Raw genomic sequence first — 17,329 nt, forward strand, 5'->3', positions numbered from 1 at the left:
ACCTCTAATAGACCGCTTTATAATAAATATAAAAGTTATTGGAAACTATTTCTTAAACCTTTTGAAACGCTAGAAGCATTTAATTATCATAAAGTCCATTTATTTAAAGAGTGGAAAACCGAAAAAGGCATTATAAATTACTTATTAGGTGTAGATGTAGAATTATTTAATACATATCACTACGTTCATGAGCTAAGAAGATTATTAAAAGAAAATCAAGTAGAGAAATTTAATTATAAACTCTTTTCTATTCATCTTTCAGATGTGTGTCCTAAATTACGCCCAGTCATTAGAACTTTAAGACGATTAGCAGCTTTCATTGAAAATACTATGACATATTCTAACCTGACCAACGGTCCGTTAGAAGGAATTAATAATAAAATCAAACTCATTAAAAGGGTATCTTTTGGTTATAGAAATTATGATAATTTGCGTAATCGAATTATTATAACTTCGCGACTATTTGCCTCAACAACAAAAAAAGAGATTAAACAACCTAAGGTTGCTTAATCTCAATATTTGGACTCATCAGTCCGATTTGACGTAGAGCCGAATTAAAGTATGCCCACTCCTCTTACCATTTTTTACTTTACATGTAATTTCAATTATTAAAGCAAGCCTAAATCCAACATTTCACTAGTCAATCATTAACGCTTAATTGACTGCTTGATTGTTTTGCCATCAAGTTCATACTGAGCCGCGAAGAATACATTATCATGATAATACAAGAACCAATAATCTTGATAAATGTAATAGGGAATTAATCTTTCTTTTTCTCGAATGGATTGCATTGGATAATCGTCATATGCCATAACACATAATGGATTAATATGTGCATTCGTAGGCATAATATCAGACATATGGACAGCTCTCTCTCCTTCACTTTCAATCGTAATAATTGATTGTCCATAACTATGACCACCCACGTGCTTCATATGAATGCCTGGATAAACTTCAACCTTTTTATCAAAAAGTATTAATTTATTTTCATAAGTACCTCTATTGATTTCCCAATAAGTTGCCTTACTACGTATGTTAGGGCTTATAAATTCATGCCACTCGTCTTGTTGCACAAAATGAGTAGCTTTCGAAAAAATTGAGTTGCCGTCAACATCTGTTAGACCTGTGGCATGATCAAAATGCATATGGGACATAAGTACCATATCTATATCTTCAACATTTAAATTTAATTTTTCTAGTTCATCATGTATTTGACTTTCATACATGACACCATAATTTTTAAGTTGTTTATCAGTTAATTTATGATTACCAATTCCAGCATCAATCAAAATATTTTTATCCCCTGTTTGAATTAAAATTGGGTAAGTTAAATTTGGAACTTGGTTTTTCTCATTAACAGCATATCGTTTAGTCCATAATGGTTTAGGAACTACTCCAAATATGGCCCCACCATCCATTTGCGTCATACCACCATTTAAATAATTGATGTTAAATGCGCCTAATTTCATATTAAACACCTTCCATTTGTCTTTTTATCTATTAAGTGTTCAGATATCAATCTAAGTTATAATACAATATCCACTTTAAAAATAAATAAACAGGAGTGGTACATCATTCATAATGAATCATTGTACCACTCCTGTAGGGTGATTAGAATTGAGTATATTTTATTGTTGTTAATTTCATCATTCTATCACTAATTTAATATTTGTAATACATTATTTCAATAGTACTTATTATTGAAATTTTACTAACTAATGTTTAATAGATTTATGAAATTTCGCTTCCATACGATAAATTCTAGAACCTTTTTCAGAAAATTTCTTTTCATATTCTGTCAAAATATTATCTTCATCATCTTCGTCATGTAGATTTAGATTTAACTTCGTAAAGTACATCCCATATTGCGACATACTTTCTAAACTGAAAGCGAATAAACCTCTATTATCCGTTTTAAAATGAATTTCTCCATCTTCTTTTAAAATTTGTTGATATAAAGCTAAAAAAGTATGATATGTCAATCGACGTTTAGCGTGCCTTTTTTTTGGCCAAGGATCTGAGAAATTTAAATAGATTCGAGAGACTTCACCATCATTAAAATACTCATTTAACTCTATAGCGTCATTACATATCATTTTTAAATTTGTCAGGTTTAGTTCCTTCACTTTATCCAACACTTTATACATTACACTTTTTTCACGTTCCATAGAAACAAAGTTTATTTCTGGGAATTTAGAAGCTAGTGTTGTTATAAATTGCCCCATACCAGATCCAATTTCTATATAAATCGGTTGCTCTTTATCAAACCACTCTGACATTTTTCCAGCATGCACCCCATCCATATCAACTAAATTAGGATGTTCTTTCAAATAATCTTCCGCCCATGGTTTATAGCGAACTCTCATACACGAAATCTCCCTTAGATAAATAAATTACTATTCATAACCTCATTTAAGAATTTTAACCAATTATTCATATCTTTAAATCTTTTCTGTTCTTCATACCACTGAACCATTCCGATTGATTGAATTACCGTATACCATTTCATACGCTTGTTTAATTCAATGCTCTCTTCTACACCGTATGTTTTAAACCAGTCTGACCAGTTTTTTTCGGGAACGTAGTTATAAAGCAGCATTCCAATATCAATTGCAGGATCAGCAATCATTGCACCTTCCCAATCTACTAAGAACAACTCATCCCGATCAGATAATAACCAATTATTATGATTCACATCTCCGTGTACAACAGTAAAAAAGCGAGAATCTAGGTTAGGTATGTGTTCTTCTAAATATGTTAATGATTTGCGAATAATATGATGTGTTAATACTTCTCTTGATAATGAAGCATTAATCTTTTTTAACATAATATTAGGTGTGATTGGTTCCATTTCCATTCGTTTAAGCATATTGAGTAAAGGTTTTGAACCATGAATCTTTTTTAATAATGCAGCAACTCGTGATTGATACATTTCATCAGTTTCTAGTTCTCTGCCATTTTTCCAATGTTGCGCTGTAACTACTTCACCTGTTTCAATACGTTTAGTCCAAACCAATTTAGGTACAATCCCCTCAGCTGAGAGCGCTGCTATAAATGGATTAGAATTACGCTTTAAAAATAGCTTTTGTCCATCTTGTTCAGCCATGTATGCTTCACCTGAAGCGCCACCTGCAGAATCAAGTGTCCACCCTAATTGATAAAACTGCTCCAACTCGTTCACCTCACTTTCAATTAGAAAATGGCTCGAGAAATATAGTTTTCAAGAGCCATATATTCTAATTTATTATAATCATTTGTTGGAAAAAAGATTATATATTTCAAAATAGTTATGTTTTTACATATAAGTCATAATTTTAAATAATATGTTATTGTCCCCTAACACTTATTTAAATAAATACGTCTCTTTTATCACTCAATGTTGATTTTATAATTTTTAGCCTTCTTTTTCAACTGAAAATGAGAAACAAAAAGATACATTTTACTAGTCGATACTAGCTAAAATTCGATTCAATCTTTAGGTTTCATTATAACACATTTTCATATCTTTAAACTGAGTATTTTTAATTTAATTCATTTAATTTATTCACACTGAAAAATAAAAAAGAACGTACTATAATTCTATCTTTTAAGAATTAGTACGCTCTTCAATTTAATTATTTTAATGAATTAACTACTTCTAGATTCAATATATTTATTAAAGCCTTCTTGTAATTGACGAGTAACAGGACCTACCTTACCGTCACCAACTTGTTCACCATCAATCTTAACAACTGGTGTCACTTCAGCAGATGTACTAGAAACAATGACTTCATCAGCATTTTTTAAGAATTCAACAGTAAATGTTTCTTCTTTAAAAGGAATATCTTCATCTTCAGAAATCCATTTAATAACCTTACGAGTAATACCATTTAAAATGTAATTATTAACAGGATGCGTATAAATGGCACCATCTTTAATCGCATATACATTACTAGAAGCGCCTTCTGTAACAGTTTCCCCTCTATGTTGAATTGCTTCACCAGCATTGTATTTAACCGCATATTCCTTTGCAAGCACATTTCCTAGAAGGTTTAAACTTTTAATATCACAACGTAACCATCTAATATCTTCAACAGTAGCTGCATTAATACCATTTTTTAAATCATCATATGGACGATCATAACTTTTAGCAAATGCCATAATAACCGGCTTTACTTCTGGAGTTGGGAACGAGTGATTTCTTGGTGCTACACCACGCGTAGCTTGAATATAGATACCACCATTTTGAATATTATTTACTTTTAATAATTCTCTAACTACATTTATTAATTCTTCGACAGTATAGCCTAAATCTAATTGAATTTCACTTGCACTTCTAATAAATCGTTCAAAGTGTTCTGTTACTGTAAATAATTTCCCATCATATGCTCTAATGTATTCATAAATCCCATCACCAAATAAATAACCACGGTCTTCATAAGATACTTTAGCTTCATTTTGGTCGATAAATTCGCCGTTAATAAAAACTTTTGTCATAGATTATCCCTCCACACATAGCGAATAAATTGCTTCTAAATAGATACTTGTCGCGTTGAACAATTGCTTTTTAGTAATATACTCATTCTTTTGATGCATTAAATCCTCTGAATCTTCAAACATAGCCCCAAACGCTACACCTTTATCAAGATTTCTAGCATATGTTCCTCCACCTATTGTATATGGTTCAGACATATCACCAGTTTGATTTCTATAAGCTTTAACTAATTTTTGTACAAATGGATCATTTTTGTCTACAAAATGAGGTTGTTGAACTTTTCCTAATTCAAGGTCAAATCCATATGCTTTAATTTCTTTTGTAAATCGTTGTATTGCTTCTTCAAACTCAAATTTTTGAGGATAGCGTAAGTTTATGCCAAAACGTCCACCTTGTTTATTGTCGTAAGAAATTATACCAACATTTGTTGTTACATCACCCATGACGTCTGTATGGAATTTCATACCCATTTTCTCACCAAAGTGTGATTCATGAAGATAACGATTACTAAAGTCTACAAACTCTCTTGCCGTTTGATTTAAATTTAATGTTGATAAGAAATCTAATAAATATAAACCGGCATTAACTCCTAATGAAGGGTCCATACCATGAACAGCTTTACCTTCTAGCGTTAAAATTAACTCACCACTATCAACAACACTCTCACCCTGTAATTTATTTTGGTCTAAGTAGTGTTCAAAATGTTGTACAACGTCTGTCATATTTTCTTTTACAAATACTCTAGCTTGTGCATGATCTGGCACCATATTATAACGTTGTCCAGATTCAAACGATATTAATTCATAATCTGGTTCATCTTGGTCTTCAGAAGTGCTATTTTGGACTAAATCGAAAGTTGTTATACCTTTTTCACCATGAATAGCTGGAAATTCTGCATCTGGTGCAAATCCTAATGTAGGCATTTCTTCAGTTTGGAAATATCTTTCAGTACATCTCCAATCGGATTCTTCATCCGTACCTATAATGATATGAATGCGTTTCTTCCAATCAACTTTCATATCATTTAAAATTTTAACTGCATAATAAGCAGCTATTGTAGGACCTTTATCATCTAACGTACCTCTAGCAATAATTGCATCATCAGTTACAACTGGGTTAAATGGGTCTGAATCCCAACCATCTCCGGCGGGTACAACGTCAACGTGGCATAAAACGCCTAATACATCGTCACCCTTGCCCGCTTCAATTCTGCCTGCAATGTGATCTACATCATGGGTAGAAAAACCATCTCTTTGTGCAATTTCGTACATATAATCGAGTGCTTGTCGTGGTCCAGGACCAACTGGAGTTTCATCAGATGCTTTTGAATCATCTCTGACACTCTCAATTGAAAGTAGACCTTTCAAATCATCGATAATTTGACCTTCATATTCTTGAACTTTTTCTTTCCACATTCGAGATCAACTTCCTTTTCAATAGATATACATTTTATTTTACATAACTATGGAGATAAATTACAGTAAGATGTCAGAATATTTATAGATTTTATAAAAAATATTATTAACTATATTAAATTTATACATTTGACACCCTTATATGGAGTTATATTTAACAAGATTGTACGTTAGCATGTTTAGTAATAATTATAGTTACTTGTTTTCAAATGTATCTTCTTATTAAATAAAAAAGAACCTAATACATTTTTCAATGTTCAGGTTCAAAAACATCTTAGATAAAATCAAGATTAATCTTTATCTTCTAATGCATTATTATTTTTCTTTAAGTCTTCTTCAGTGACAACTCTTAAATTGTTATTAACAGTTGCGCCACCTTCATCATCAAATTTACCTTCTTCTAATGAATCTTCTTTATTAGCATCTAAATTAGTAAATTTTGATTTTTCTTCTTCTAAAAATGATTTTGGATCATTTTTTAAACGATTAGCATAGTCTTGAGGATTATTTTTAACTTCTTGAATTGTTTCATTAGCTTTAGAACTTAATTGACTTGCTAAGCCTCTTGCGCTTTCTTTGTATCCCTCTGGATCTTCTTTATATTTATTATATTGTTCTTTTAATTTATCTCTACTTTCTTTTCGAGATAATACTACTGCTGCAGCTGCAGCGCCAACACCAGCAATTATTCTAAATAAACCTGTAGTTTTAGCCATATTAAACACCTTCTCCTTTGTTAATGCTGTAAAAGTTTTAATTCTTTATCTGAAAGTAACTTATACTCTCCAGATTTGAGATTTTCATCTAACGCCAACTTAGCGATTTTAAGACGTTTTAATTCTAATACCTCATTTTCAATGGCGTGAAACATCCTTTTAACTTGATGATATTTACCTTCATAAATTGTAACCTGTGATGTAGTTTCATTTATTCTAGTTAATTGTGCTGGTTTGACTGGACCGTCAGAAAGGATGATACCTCTCTTAAATGCGTCAATATCAGCTTTAGTAACGGGATTTTGCGATGTCACTTCATATGTCTTAGAAACATGTTTAGAGGGACTCATTAAATCATGACTAAATTGACCATCATTTGTAATGAGTAGTAAACCTTCAGTATCCTTGTCTAGCCTTCCAACTGGAAAGATATTTAGATGTTGGTATTCCGGAATTAAATCAATTACTGTTCGATTTGATTCATCGTGTGTGGCTGAAATATAACCTTTTGGCTTATTTAGCATAATATAAACATTATTAACGAACTCAACTTGCTTTTCATTTACACAAACCATATCTTCTGTGGGGTTAATATAAGATTTAGGTGACTTCTCGACTGAAGTATTAACTGTGACCTTTCCTTTTTTTAAAAGTTGTTTAACTTCAGTACGCGTTCCAACACCCATGTTTGCTAAAAATTTATCTAATCTCATTTTAGGAATCCAACTTTACGACGAATCTTACCAGGTAAATCCCCTAAAAACTCATCAGCTAATCTGTTCTTGATTGTAATTGTTCCATAAATCAGTCCACCAACTATAACCCCTATAATTAGTATTATAAATGCACCAGATTTTCGATCTACAGAAATAAATAAGCTTAGTAAGAAGTAGACTACTTCAACACTTATCATCATGATTAAACTATAAATGAAAATTTTAGCAACTTGAACCAATGTATCAGTAAAGTGGAACTTGGCATAAACTTTTAAAATCATTAAGTTTGCAACATTGGCAACCGTTAATGCGATTGCAGTACTTAAAACAGCTCCTGATGTATGGAATATCATAATTAAAGGAATATTTAAGATTAATTTAACAAATACTGAGCCTAAAATTACAAAAACTGTTAATTTTTGTTTGTTTATTCCTTGTAACATTGAGGCAGTAACACTCAATAAAGAAATTAATATTGCAACAGGCGCATAATAAAATAATATTTTATTACCATCTGGATTGTATTGATAAAATACTGTATATAACGGTGAAGACAATGCCATTATACCTAGACTTGCCGGAACTGTTATATACATCAATACACCAATTGAAGTTTTAATTTGGCGATGCATTTCATTTAAGCGACCCTCTGCAAAAGTTTTGGTAATAAATGGTATTAAACTAACAGCAAATCCAGCAGCTAAAGATGTTGGGATCATAACAATTTTATTTGTTGTAAAGTTTAAAATTGTAAAGAAATAGTCCTTATTCGCATGAAACCCTGCTGCATCTAATGCATTATTATGTGTAAATTGATCCACTAAATTAAATAAAGGAAAATTCAAACTCACAATAACAAATGGAATACTATATGAAATAATTTCCTTATACATTTTTGTGTATGGCACGTCCAAACCGGTATGATCAGAAGCAACCATTTTTTGAATATGAGGTTTACGTCTACGCCAGTAATACCAAAGCGTTAACAAACCAGCAATTGCACCTATAGCAGCTGCAAATGTTGCTATACCATTTGCTTGTAGATAAGAACCATGAAAAACATTTAATACTAAAAAACTACCTATAAGAATAAAAACTATTCTAGCAATTTGTTCTGTTACTTCTGAAACTGCTGTAGGACCCATAGATTCATAACCTTGAAATACTCCACGCCAAGTAGCAAGTAATGGTATAAACATAACTACCATACTAATAACTCGGATAATCCATGTGATATCATCGATTGTCCAACCGCCTTTGCCTTCTTTACGTCCTAACGTTAAAGCAGCAATGTCTGGTGCTAAGAAGAATAATATTAAAAATCCAATTATTCCAGAAATGGACATCACTATAAAACTCGATTTATACAATTTTTGTCCGACTTTATACGCACCTAAGGCATTATATTTAGCTACAAATTTTGAAGCAGCTAACGGTATGCCTGCGGTTGCTACAGCAATTGCAATATTATATGGAACATAAGCATAGTTGAATGGTGCTAACTTTTCTTCCGCATTTGCACCCATAATGGCATAAAAAGGAATTACAAAAAGTACACCTAAAATTTTAGTAATAAGAATACTTAATGTAATAAGAAAGGTACCTCTTACCATTTCCTTATTTTCACTCATATTTAATCTTCCTGCCTTTTTAATAATCAAATTATTTAATTTAAAACCTGTAATTTTTAAGGGCTTGCATTACTATAAAATATATCACAAAATACTAATTGTTTACTAATTACTTTAATAGTTTTACTAAATTTAAGTTTAAACGCATAATAAATCAAGATATATAATTAATTAATGATGAACCAATCTTAAATTATAACTAAATTTATTGAGAATTCAAACGTATTTTAATTTATAATAAGAGAACTATGATTAACAAATGGAGGTTACTCTATGTATCAAACGATTATTATAGGTGGTGGACCTAGTGGGCTTATGGCAGCGGTTGCTGCATCAGAACAAAGTCAAAATGTACTCTTATTAGAGAAGAAAAAAGGTCTGGGTAGAAAACTTAAAATTTCAGGTGGTGGTAGATGTAATGTTACAAATCGTTTACCTTACGCAGAAATAATAAAAAATATCCCTGGTAATGGAAAATTTTTATATAGCCCCTTTTCAGTATTTGATAATGAATCTATAATTAACTTCTTTGAATCCAGAGGCGTCAAATTAAAAGAAGAAGACCATGGGCGTATGTTCCCTGTCACAAATAAATCTCAAGATGTAGTTGATACACTTGTAAATACCATTAAACAAAATAAAGTTGACATAAAAGAGGAAACTATCGTCAATGATATTAACGTAGAAGATAACGGGACTTTTAACGTTATAACTGATAAAGGTATTTTTTTAAGTAAAAGTGTCATTATTGCAACAGGTGGAACTAGTGTCCCTCAAACAGGTTCAACGGGTGATGGCTATAAGTTTGCTAAAAAATTAGGACATAGTATCACTGAACTCTTCCCTACTGAAGTCCCTATAACTTCAGCAGAGTCCTTTATTAAATCTAAAGAACTTAAAGGTTTAAGCCTAAAAGGCGTAGAATTATCTGTACTTAAGAAAAATGGTAAAAAAAGAATAAGTCATAAAATGGATATGATATTCACTCACTTTGGTATAAGTGGTCCTGCAGCGCTAAGATGTAGTCAATTTGTTTATAAAGAACAAAAAAACCAAAAGAAAAAAGAGATTAAAATGCAATTAGATGTGTTTCCAGAATTTAAAAATCATCTACTAGAAGAGAAGATAACATCCATCTTAAGTGAAGAACCTGACAAATATATAAAAAATAGTTTGAGAGGGTTAATAGAAGAAAGGTATCTTCTATTTATGCTAAAACAAGCTCAAATTGATGAAAATACTACTTTTCATCATTTATCAAATCAGCAACTTAAACAATTAGTTGAATGCTTTAAAGCGTTTACTTTTGAAGTTAATGGGACACTACCAATTGATAAAGCGTTTGTAACTGGTGGTGGTGTAAGTTTAAAAGAAATTTTGCCTAAAACAATGATGTCTAAAATTCAACCAGGACTATTTTTATGTGGTGAAGTCTTAGATATTCACGGTTATACTGGAGGATATAATATCACAAGTGCTTTAGTTACCGGCCATGTAGCGGGAAATGAAGCAGCCATATTTCAAATAGAATAAAAAGAACTTCCTTCAAACATATTGGTATTCAAAATGTTTGAAGGAAGTTCTATTAATCTTTAATTTGATTGTCAAAAATAGTGCAATTCAATCTTATTTAGCATTTTTTCTTCGTTTTGATATTAATAGCAAGAATAATCCACTTATTAAGGATAGTTGAGTTAATGGTACGACGTTAGATGTCATATTCACACCTGTATTAGGCAGTTGTGAGCTTCCATTAAACTTAGTTACTTCTAATTTATAATTTACTTTTTCTTTTTTATTTTTAGATTCTTCTTTTTGTATTTCATTCACTTTTTCAGTACTTTGTACAATATTAAATTTAATATTATTAAGTTTAACCTCTTTTTCTTCAACAATTTGCTTTAATAGAGTATCATGTATAGCTTTAGCTATAGTATTTGTTTCTGAAATTAACTTACTATATTTATCATCAATATTATTTACTTCACTATTACTTTTTGCTTTTTTGATTGCTGCGTAAGCTTTATTTATAATTTGATCAATCTTATGTTTCGCAGTCGATTTTTCTTCATCAGTTGCAAATTGATTTGAATCAATTTTTGCTTTTTGTTTTGTTGCAATATCCATAAGATGTTTGATCGCTTTTTCTTTCGCAATTTTAACTGCTTCATCGACTTTCGCTTTCGCTGCTGCTTTTTCTTCTTCTGTCGCATTTGGCGTTTGATCGATTTCTGCTTTTTTAGTTCTAGCTGCATTATCAATCGCTGTTTTCGCTTCATCTTTTTTAACAACCGTCGGTTGGACGTGATTGATTGCTTCTACGCCATTTGTTTTTGCGTTATCTACATCACCGTTATTTCTCGCTTGGTCTATTGCTTTCTTCGCTTCTGTTACTGCTTCATCGACCTTAGCTTTTGCCGCTACTTTTTCTTCTTCTGTCGCATTTGGTGTTTGATTGATTTCCGCTTTCTTCGCTTGTGCTGCATTATCAATCGCTGTTTTTGCTTCGTCTTTCTTAACAATCGTTGGTTGGACGTGATTGATTGCTTCTATTCCATTTGTTTTTGCGTTATCTACGCTAGCGTTATTTGTCGCTTGGTCTATTGACGCTTTCGCATTATTTGCTGCTTCATCAACTTTCGCTTTCGCTGCTGCTTTTTCTTCTTCTGCGCATTTGGTGTTTGATTGATTTCCGCTTTCTTCGCTTGTGCTGCATTATCAATCGCTGTTTTTGCTTCGTCTTTTTTAACAACCGTTGGTTGGACGTGATTAATTGCTTCTACGCCATTTGATTTTGCAGTATCTACATCATTGTTATTTCTCGCTTGGTCTATTGACGCTTTCGCATTATTTGCTGCTTCATCAACTTTCGCTTTCGCTGCTGTTTTTTCTTCTTCTGTTGCATTTGGTGTTTGATCAATTTCCGCTTTCTTCGCTTGTGCTACATTATCAATCGCTGTTTTTGCTTCATCTTTTTTAACAACCGTCGGTTGGACGTGATTGATTGCTTCTACGCCATTTGTTTTTGCGTTATCTACATCATTGTTATTTCTCGCTTGGTCTATTGACGCTTTCGCATTATTTGCTGCTTCATCAACTTTCGCTTTTGCCATTGCTTTCTCCTCATCTGTCGCATTTGGTGTTTGATCAATTTCCGCTTTCTTCGCTTCAGTGGCCTTGTCTATCGCTGCTTTCGCTTCGTCTTTCTTAATAACCGTTGGTTGCACTTGATTGATTGCTTCTACGCCATTTGTTTTTGCGTTATCTACACCGGTGTTATTTGTTGCTTGGTCTATTGCTTTCTTCGCTGTTGTTACTGCATCATCCACTTTAGCTTTTGCCGCTACTTTTTCTTCTTCTGTCGCATTCGGCGTATTATTAATAGCTTCTTTTTTTGCAGTTGCAGCATCGTCAATTGCTTTTCTTGCTGCTGCTTTCTTAACCGTATCAGGAAGAAGTCCAGAAATTATTGTAGTGTTGTTGGTTGTTGCTTCATCTACTGAGTTATTTGTAGTTGCAGCATCAATTGCAGCCTTTGCTTGTTTAGCCGCTTCATCAATTTTGGCTAAAGCTACATCTTTCTCTTCTTGAGTAGCCTCATTATTATTATTTACTAATGCCTTTTGATTTAAGACCGCTATATCAATCGATTGTTTAGCATCTGATTTTTTTACTATTTCTGGTTGAATATTGCTAATTGCACTAATACCATGCGCTTGAAATTCATCAACACCATCATTAGTGGTAGATTGGTCTATGAGTCTGTCAGCTTTTCTAACTTCATCTGTTACCCTTTGAATTGCTGCATCTTTTTCTTCTTGTGTAGCATCACTCAATTGATTAATTAAAGCTTTTTTCGCTTCAGCTGCTTGTTCTATAGCCTTTTTACCATTTGCTTTTTTTGTAACAACCGCATCAATAGTATTAATAATATCTATACCATTAGTTTGCGCTTGATCTACATCATTGTTTGATGTAGCTTGATCAATTAAAGCTTTTGCTTTATTTGCTTCTTCAGTAGCTTTATTCATTGCTACCTCTTTTTCTTCTTGTGTCGCATCATAATGACCGTCAATGTATACTTTACGTTGGGTTAAAGCCGCTTCAATTGCTTGTTTAGCTTCAGCTTTTTTAGTAGCGGTTACATTAATTGAATTGATTTGAGAGATACTGCTTTCTTTTAGTGGAGCGATATCATTACTAATAGTTAATTTATCAATTTCAGCTTTATTCTCGTTATATTTATTTTGTAATTTGGTTAAAGCAGCTTGTTTTTCTTCAGTTGTAGCTTCAGTATTACTATTGATAACACTTTCTCTAGCTTTAGCTGCTTTATCTATATCAAATTTAGCTTTTGCTTTCTCTAAGTTTAATAATAAGTTATTGATTTCTGCTTGGTTCTTTCTATCGGTTAATGGTGTAGCATCTGTTTCATTTTTTACAGCCTTTGCACTTGTGAGTGCTGTTTGTAGATTGTTCCATGCTTCTGTAGAATAATTACTTTGATTAACCTGACCAAGTTCAGTTTCAATTTCACTTATTTTACTATTAATGGCATCTTTATACATATTGACAGTTACAGATTGCGTTGGAGCTATTGTACTACCTTGTCTTTGATCACTCTCAGTAATAATAAATTCATTATTACCACCATATCTTAAGTAGTTGTTGTCACCAGGTGTTTGCACAGAAAAGTCTCTTGAACCATTTTTACGGTTCATGTTAATACCTTCAGTTTGATAAATTAGATTCGCATTAAAATCCTTTTTAATTGGAACTGTAGTAGGTATTGATACAGTATAAGAAATATTTCGAGTAGTACCAGTATCTATTGGATTAATATTAAGCGTAAGTTCTCTAGTACCTTCATTAAATGTACCAGTTGCATTCTCAGCTGAGACAAAAGTCACCCCTTCAGGTAATACAACTTTATATTGTGTTTTGTTAGAACTAGAGTGACCTTTGTTCTCAATAGAAACATTTAATTTAGCATTTACAACAGGTGAACTATCAGATGTAGAGTTAGCTTGGTATTCAGTTTGAACTGCACTCACTGTTAAATAAGCACCAGTATTAACAGAAACATCCGCAACTACACCACCACCAAAGTTATTAGGACCTTTAAGTAAACGATGTCCATTATAAGTGTCATGACTGACATTCACTAAAGACTCAAATTGTAATCTGATTCTTGAAATGTTTTCAGGTACATTAAAAACACCTTTAAAAATACCGAAAGCTTGGTTACTTGTTTTAGGCGTACCTTTATACAATAATGTTGATGGATTATTAGCATCATATATATACATGCGTGCACTATTAAACCCAGAAATATTACCTATTGAGGAACCTAAGTAATGAAATTGTAATTCAGAACCAGGTGTAACATCGATATCTTGATATATCGGTCCTACACTATTATCTGGTCTTCCGTAAGATAAATTATCGCTATACTTAGATAATACAGCACCAATTTTATTATTAGTCTTATCGAATGTGATATAAGTGTATGATGGTAAGACTTTTGGTCCCCATACTAATGGTATTTGTGTTTGTTGGCTATTGACTACTTTCCATCCAGGAATCTTACTTGCTTCATCCATTGCAGATTCTGTATTTGCTGTTGGAATTTCAGCTCCGTTAGATGTATCAGTAAAGTTACCGTTAACGACTTGACCTGAGTTTGTTTCATTAATAGCCATTGGGTCTTGTTGTGTTTGAGTATTTGAAGTTACATCATTAGCATCACGTTTCGCTCGTTTGTGAACTGTTGTCGCTTTACTATCCTTATTGGATTTATTATTCTCTAGAATTGGTTGATTTGTATCAACATTATTATCTTTATCTTTGTCAGATATTTCAGTGCTATTTATATTTTCTGCGCTATTTGTAGTTTGAGTTTTATTTGGAACTTCAGTAGTCTCACTAACAGCCTCTCTATTTAAAGTAGTATTATCATCTGTCTTAGATTCACTTTTAGATGAATCTTTAATAGCATCTGGTTGATGTTGATTTAAGTTTTCCGTATTTTTTGATTCAGTAATTTTTGGTTGAGCTAATTGACTATGCTCATCTAATCCAGCTGCATGTCCTGTGTGAGTGATAAATGCTAGAGTAGCAATCACTGTTGAGAACGTCCCAACTGTAAATTTACGTATACTGAATTTTTGTTTTTTAAATAGATTCATTAAATATCCTCCTTGTAGTCTAATCTTGATGTCTTTGATTTAATGAATTAGTCAAAATATAGTCTGTACACTATTTGACCACTTACGAAATTATTCTATCACTATTGATTATTGTACGCTAGTGTATATTTAATTATTCTTTTAAAAATATTATAAAATATGATCACAAAAAAAGAGACTGACATATTAGTCAGTGATATGCTCCCTTCAAAGTAGACATTGAAAAAATGAAAAACTTTGAAGGGAGCTTTTTTATGCCAAGCCATCCTAAAGTAGATGTAGACTTACTACTATATATGTTTCAAGAATATGAAAAAGGTGTTTCATTCCAGTATTTAATCGATACATTAAAAATAGATATTAATATCAATACTTTATATCCAAAATACAAGTATTATAAAACTCATGGGATTGAAACACTACTTCCAAAAGCTCAGTACAATTATTATCCCAAGGATTTGAAATTAAAAATTGTAAATGAATGTTTTAATTCAAATCAATCCGCTCAAGATCTCGCCATAAAACACAATATTCGTAGTTCGACACAAGTTAAAAGTTGGATAAAAATAGATACTGAAGGAAAAGAGATTAAAAAACAATCTCCTAAATCTGAGGTGTATATCATGAAAGCAAGACAAACCACATTCGAAGAACGTGTCGCAATTGTTGAATATTACTTAAATCACAAACAATCTTATAGAGAAGTTGCAGAACACTTTAATATCACATACGGCCAAATTTATCAGTGGGTCCAAAAATATCAAGCTAATGGAAGTGATGGATTAGTAGATGGCCGTGGCAAAGGCAAACCGCAATCTATATTGACATCAGAAGAGCAAAAAGAAGCAGAAATCAGAGTATTAAAAGAACGTAATCGATTACTAGAAATGGAAAATAATGTTTTAAAAAAGTACAACTAATTAGAAAGGGAGATGATTCGTAAAGACAACAAATCACGTCGTACAAAACAAGCGAAACGTTAAAGAATCAATATCCGATTCGACAATTATGTCATGTATTAGGTATTTCTAGGTCAAGTTATTATAAGTGGTGCCATCGTAAACCTACTAAACGAGAAATGGACAATGAACAACTTAAACAAAACATTGAAACCATTTATCATAAATATAAGGGCATATATGGATATCGCCGTGTTTATATCTATATTAGAAAATATTTAAATAAAAAAGTAAATTACAAACGTGTTTACCGTTTGATGAAAACACTCAAATTAGCTGCAGTAATACGATTTAAGCGCAAACCTTACCGTCGTTCAACACCACAAATTACAGCAGTCAATATACTCAATCGCCAATTTGAAGTTGCATCACCGAATACAACTTGGTTAACAGATGTCACAGAATTTAAAATCAAAGATGGTCGTAAAATTTATCTAAGTGCTATTTATGATCTAGGGACTAAGCGAATTGTTAGCTATGAACTAGACTTATCTAATAATAATATGTTAGTTTTCAGCACATTGGAGAAAGCAGTCCAACAAGTTCAAAATACCAAAGGTATGTTGTTTCATAGTGACTGTGGTTTTCAGTATACTTCCAAGTTATTTAAATATAAGTTAGAACAAAACGGTATGTTTCATAGTATGTCTCGTGTTAGTAGATGTATAGATAATGGTCCTATGGTATGGGTTTGGGGGACGATTAAAAGTGAGATTTTCAAAGGCAACAAACGATTTATTTTTAATAATGTTGAAGAGGCAAAGCAACAAATAGAAAAATACATTCATTTCTTTAATACAGAAAGAATTACATTAAAAAATGGCCGATTTTGTCTAAAAACAAAATCAACCATTCATTTTAATTATTTAATTGTCTACTTGACTGGGTGCAGTTCACAGCCTCTTAATGTTAATTAGATGCTATCAATAACTGTACCTTCAGTACCCCACTCATTCATGCCACCTTCAACATTAATAGCATGTACACCTTGATCTTCTAAATATTTTACAACTTTTGCACTACGCATTCCTGCGGCACAAATAATATAATATGTTTCACTTTTATTAAAATGATTTAAGTTGTCAGGAATTTGATCCATAGGAATTGTTTTAGCTCCAGGAATGACTCCCATTGCAGTTTCTTCATCTGTACGAACGTCCACAATATTCACTGGATTAGATTCTAATACTTTTTCTTTTAATTGATCTACTGTAATAGATTCCATTATTA

13 protein-coding genes and 2 pseudogenes are annotated in these 17,329 nt (G+C 31.9%); 3 read left to right on the forward strand and 12 right to left on the reverse strand.

The genetic code is table 11. The annotated features are described in order from the left end of the window. Positions 1-510, forward strand: a 510-nt coding sequence (locus BB045_RS01530; RefSeq protein WP_142236916.1) for a transposase, incomplete at its 5' end; no start/stop codon positions are given. 137 nt (positions 511-647) lie between these two features. Here the strand turns inward: BB045_RS01530 and BB045_RS01535 are convergent. The 8 genes from BB045_RS01535 to BB045_RS01570 form a co-directional block, all read right to left on the reverse strand. Further along, positions 648-1,469: a YtnP family quorum-quenching lactonase gene (locus BB045_RS01535; protein ID WP_075140428.1), complete on the reverse strand. Its 822-nt coding sequence runs from the start codon at positions 1,467-1,469 to the stop codon at positions 648-650. A 246-nt stretch (positions 1,470-1,715) separates the two neighbouring features. Next, complete coding sequence (trmB, locus tag BB045_RS01540; protein ID WP_037551081.1) at positions 1,716-2,366, reverse strand: tRNA (guanosine(46)-N7)-methyltransferase TrmB; 651 nt, start codon at positions 2,364-2,366, stop codon at positions 1,716-1,718. Between the two features lie 14 nt (positions 2,367-2,380). Next, positions 2,381-3,172, reverse strand: a complete 792-nt coding sequence (locus BB045_RS01545; protein WP_053025156.1) for a phosphotransferase family protein — start codon at positions 3,170-3,172, stop codon at positions 2,381-2,383. 455 nt (positions 3,173-3,627) lie between these two features. Continuing rightward, on the reverse strand, positions 3,628-4,476 hold the full coding sequence (gene dat / locus BB045_RS01550; RefSeq protein ID WP_053025157.1) for a D-amino-acid transaminase: 849 nt from the start codon (positions 4,474-4,476) through the stop codon (positions 3,628-3,630). Between the two features lie 3 nt (positions 4,477-4,479). Then, positions 4,480-5,889: a Cys-Gly-3M3SH dipeptidase gene (locus BB045_RS01555; RefSeq protein ID WP_070581856.1), complete on the reverse strand. Its 1,410-nt coding sequence runs from the start codon at positions 5,887-5,889 to the stop codon at positions 4,480-4,482. 290 nt (positions 5,890-6,179) lie between these two features. Continuing rightward, positions 6,180-6,605, reverse strand: coding sequence for a YtxH domain-containing protein (locus BB045_RS01560; protein ID WP_037551086.1), 426 nt, complete (start codon positions 6,603-6,605; stop codon positions 6,180-6,182). Positions 6,606-6,625: 20 nt separating this feature from the next. After that, complete coding sequence (locus BB045_RS01565) at positions 6,626-7,318, reverse strand: pseudouridine synthase (RefSeq protein ID WP_053025159.1); 693 nt, start codon at positions 7,316-7,318, stop codon at positions 6,626-6,628. Then, entirely contained in the window at positions 7,315-8,952 is a 1,638-nt protein-coding gene (locus tag BB045_RS01570) for a putative polysaccharide biosynthesis protein (RefSeq protein WP_053025160.1), read from the reverse strand. Before BB045_RS01570 ends, BB045_RS01565 begins: the two co-directional genes overlap by 4 nt. Before the next feature lie 273 nt (positions 8,953-9,225). Between BB045_RS01570 and BB045_RS01575 the strand changes: the two genes are divergently transcribed. Beyond that, the gene (locus tag BB045_RS01575; protein ID WP_053025161.1) at positions 9,226-10,485 is read left to right on the forward strand and encodes a BaiN/RdsA family NAD(P)/FAD-dependent oxidoreductase; all 1,260 of its coding nucleotides are present in this window, start codon (positions 9,226-9,228) and stop codon (positions 10,483-10,485) included. Positions 10,486-10,578: 93 nt separating this feature from the next. Here BB045_RS01575 and BB045_RS12255 read toward each other — a convergent pair whose 3' ends face one another. The 3 genes and pseudogenes from BB045_RS12255 to BB045_RS01580 all read right to left on the reverse strand — a co-directional run bounded on the left by BB045_RS12255 (position 10,579) and on the right by BB045_RS01580 (position 15,140). Further along, positions 10,579-11,079, reverse strand: a complete 501-nt coding sequence (locus BB045_RS12255; RefSeq protein ID WP_256722948.1) for a DUF1542 domain-containing protein — start codon at positions 11,077-11,079, stop codon at positions 10,579-10,581. A gap of 78 nt (positions 11,080-11,157) precedes the next feature. Then, positions 11,158-11,580: pseudogene (locus BB045_RS12260) on the reverse strand (DUF1542 domain-containing protein); the annotation flags it as partial. Beyond that, positions 11,553-15,140 (reverse strand): SasC/FmtB family protein, encoded by a 3,588-nt coding sequence (locus tag BB045_RS01580; RefSeq protein WP_256722949.1) that lies wholly within the window; start codon positions 15,138-15,140, stop codon positions 11,553-11,555. The pseudogene BB045_RS12260 and the gene BB045_RS01580, both read right to left, overlap by 28 nt. A gap of 227 nt (positions 15,141-15,367) precedes the next feature. On the opposite strand from BB045_RS01580, the pseudogene BB045_RS11805 reads away from it, so the two are divergent. Continuing rightward, positions 15,368-16,917: pseudogene (locus tag BB045_RS11805) on the forward strand (IS3 family transposase); the annotation flags it as partial. Positions 16,918-17,012: 95 nt separating this feature from the next. On the opposite strand, the gene BB045_RS01595 reads toward BB045_RS11805, so the two are convergent. Beyond that, positions 17,013-17,324: a rhodanese-like domain-containing protein gene (locus BB045_RS01595; RefSeq protein WP_037552296.1), complete on the reverse strand. Its 312-nt coding sequence runs from the start codon at positions 17,322-17,324 to the stop codon at positions 17,013-17,015. Between the last annotated feature and the right edge of the window lie 5 nt (positions 17,325-17,329).

Source organism: Staphylococcus sp. MB377, from assembly GCF_001922505.1.
In the GTDB taxonomy this organism is placed as follows: domain Bacteria; phylum Bacillota; class Bacilli; order Staphylococcales; family Staphylococcaceae; genus Staphylococcus; species Staphylococcus haemolyticus.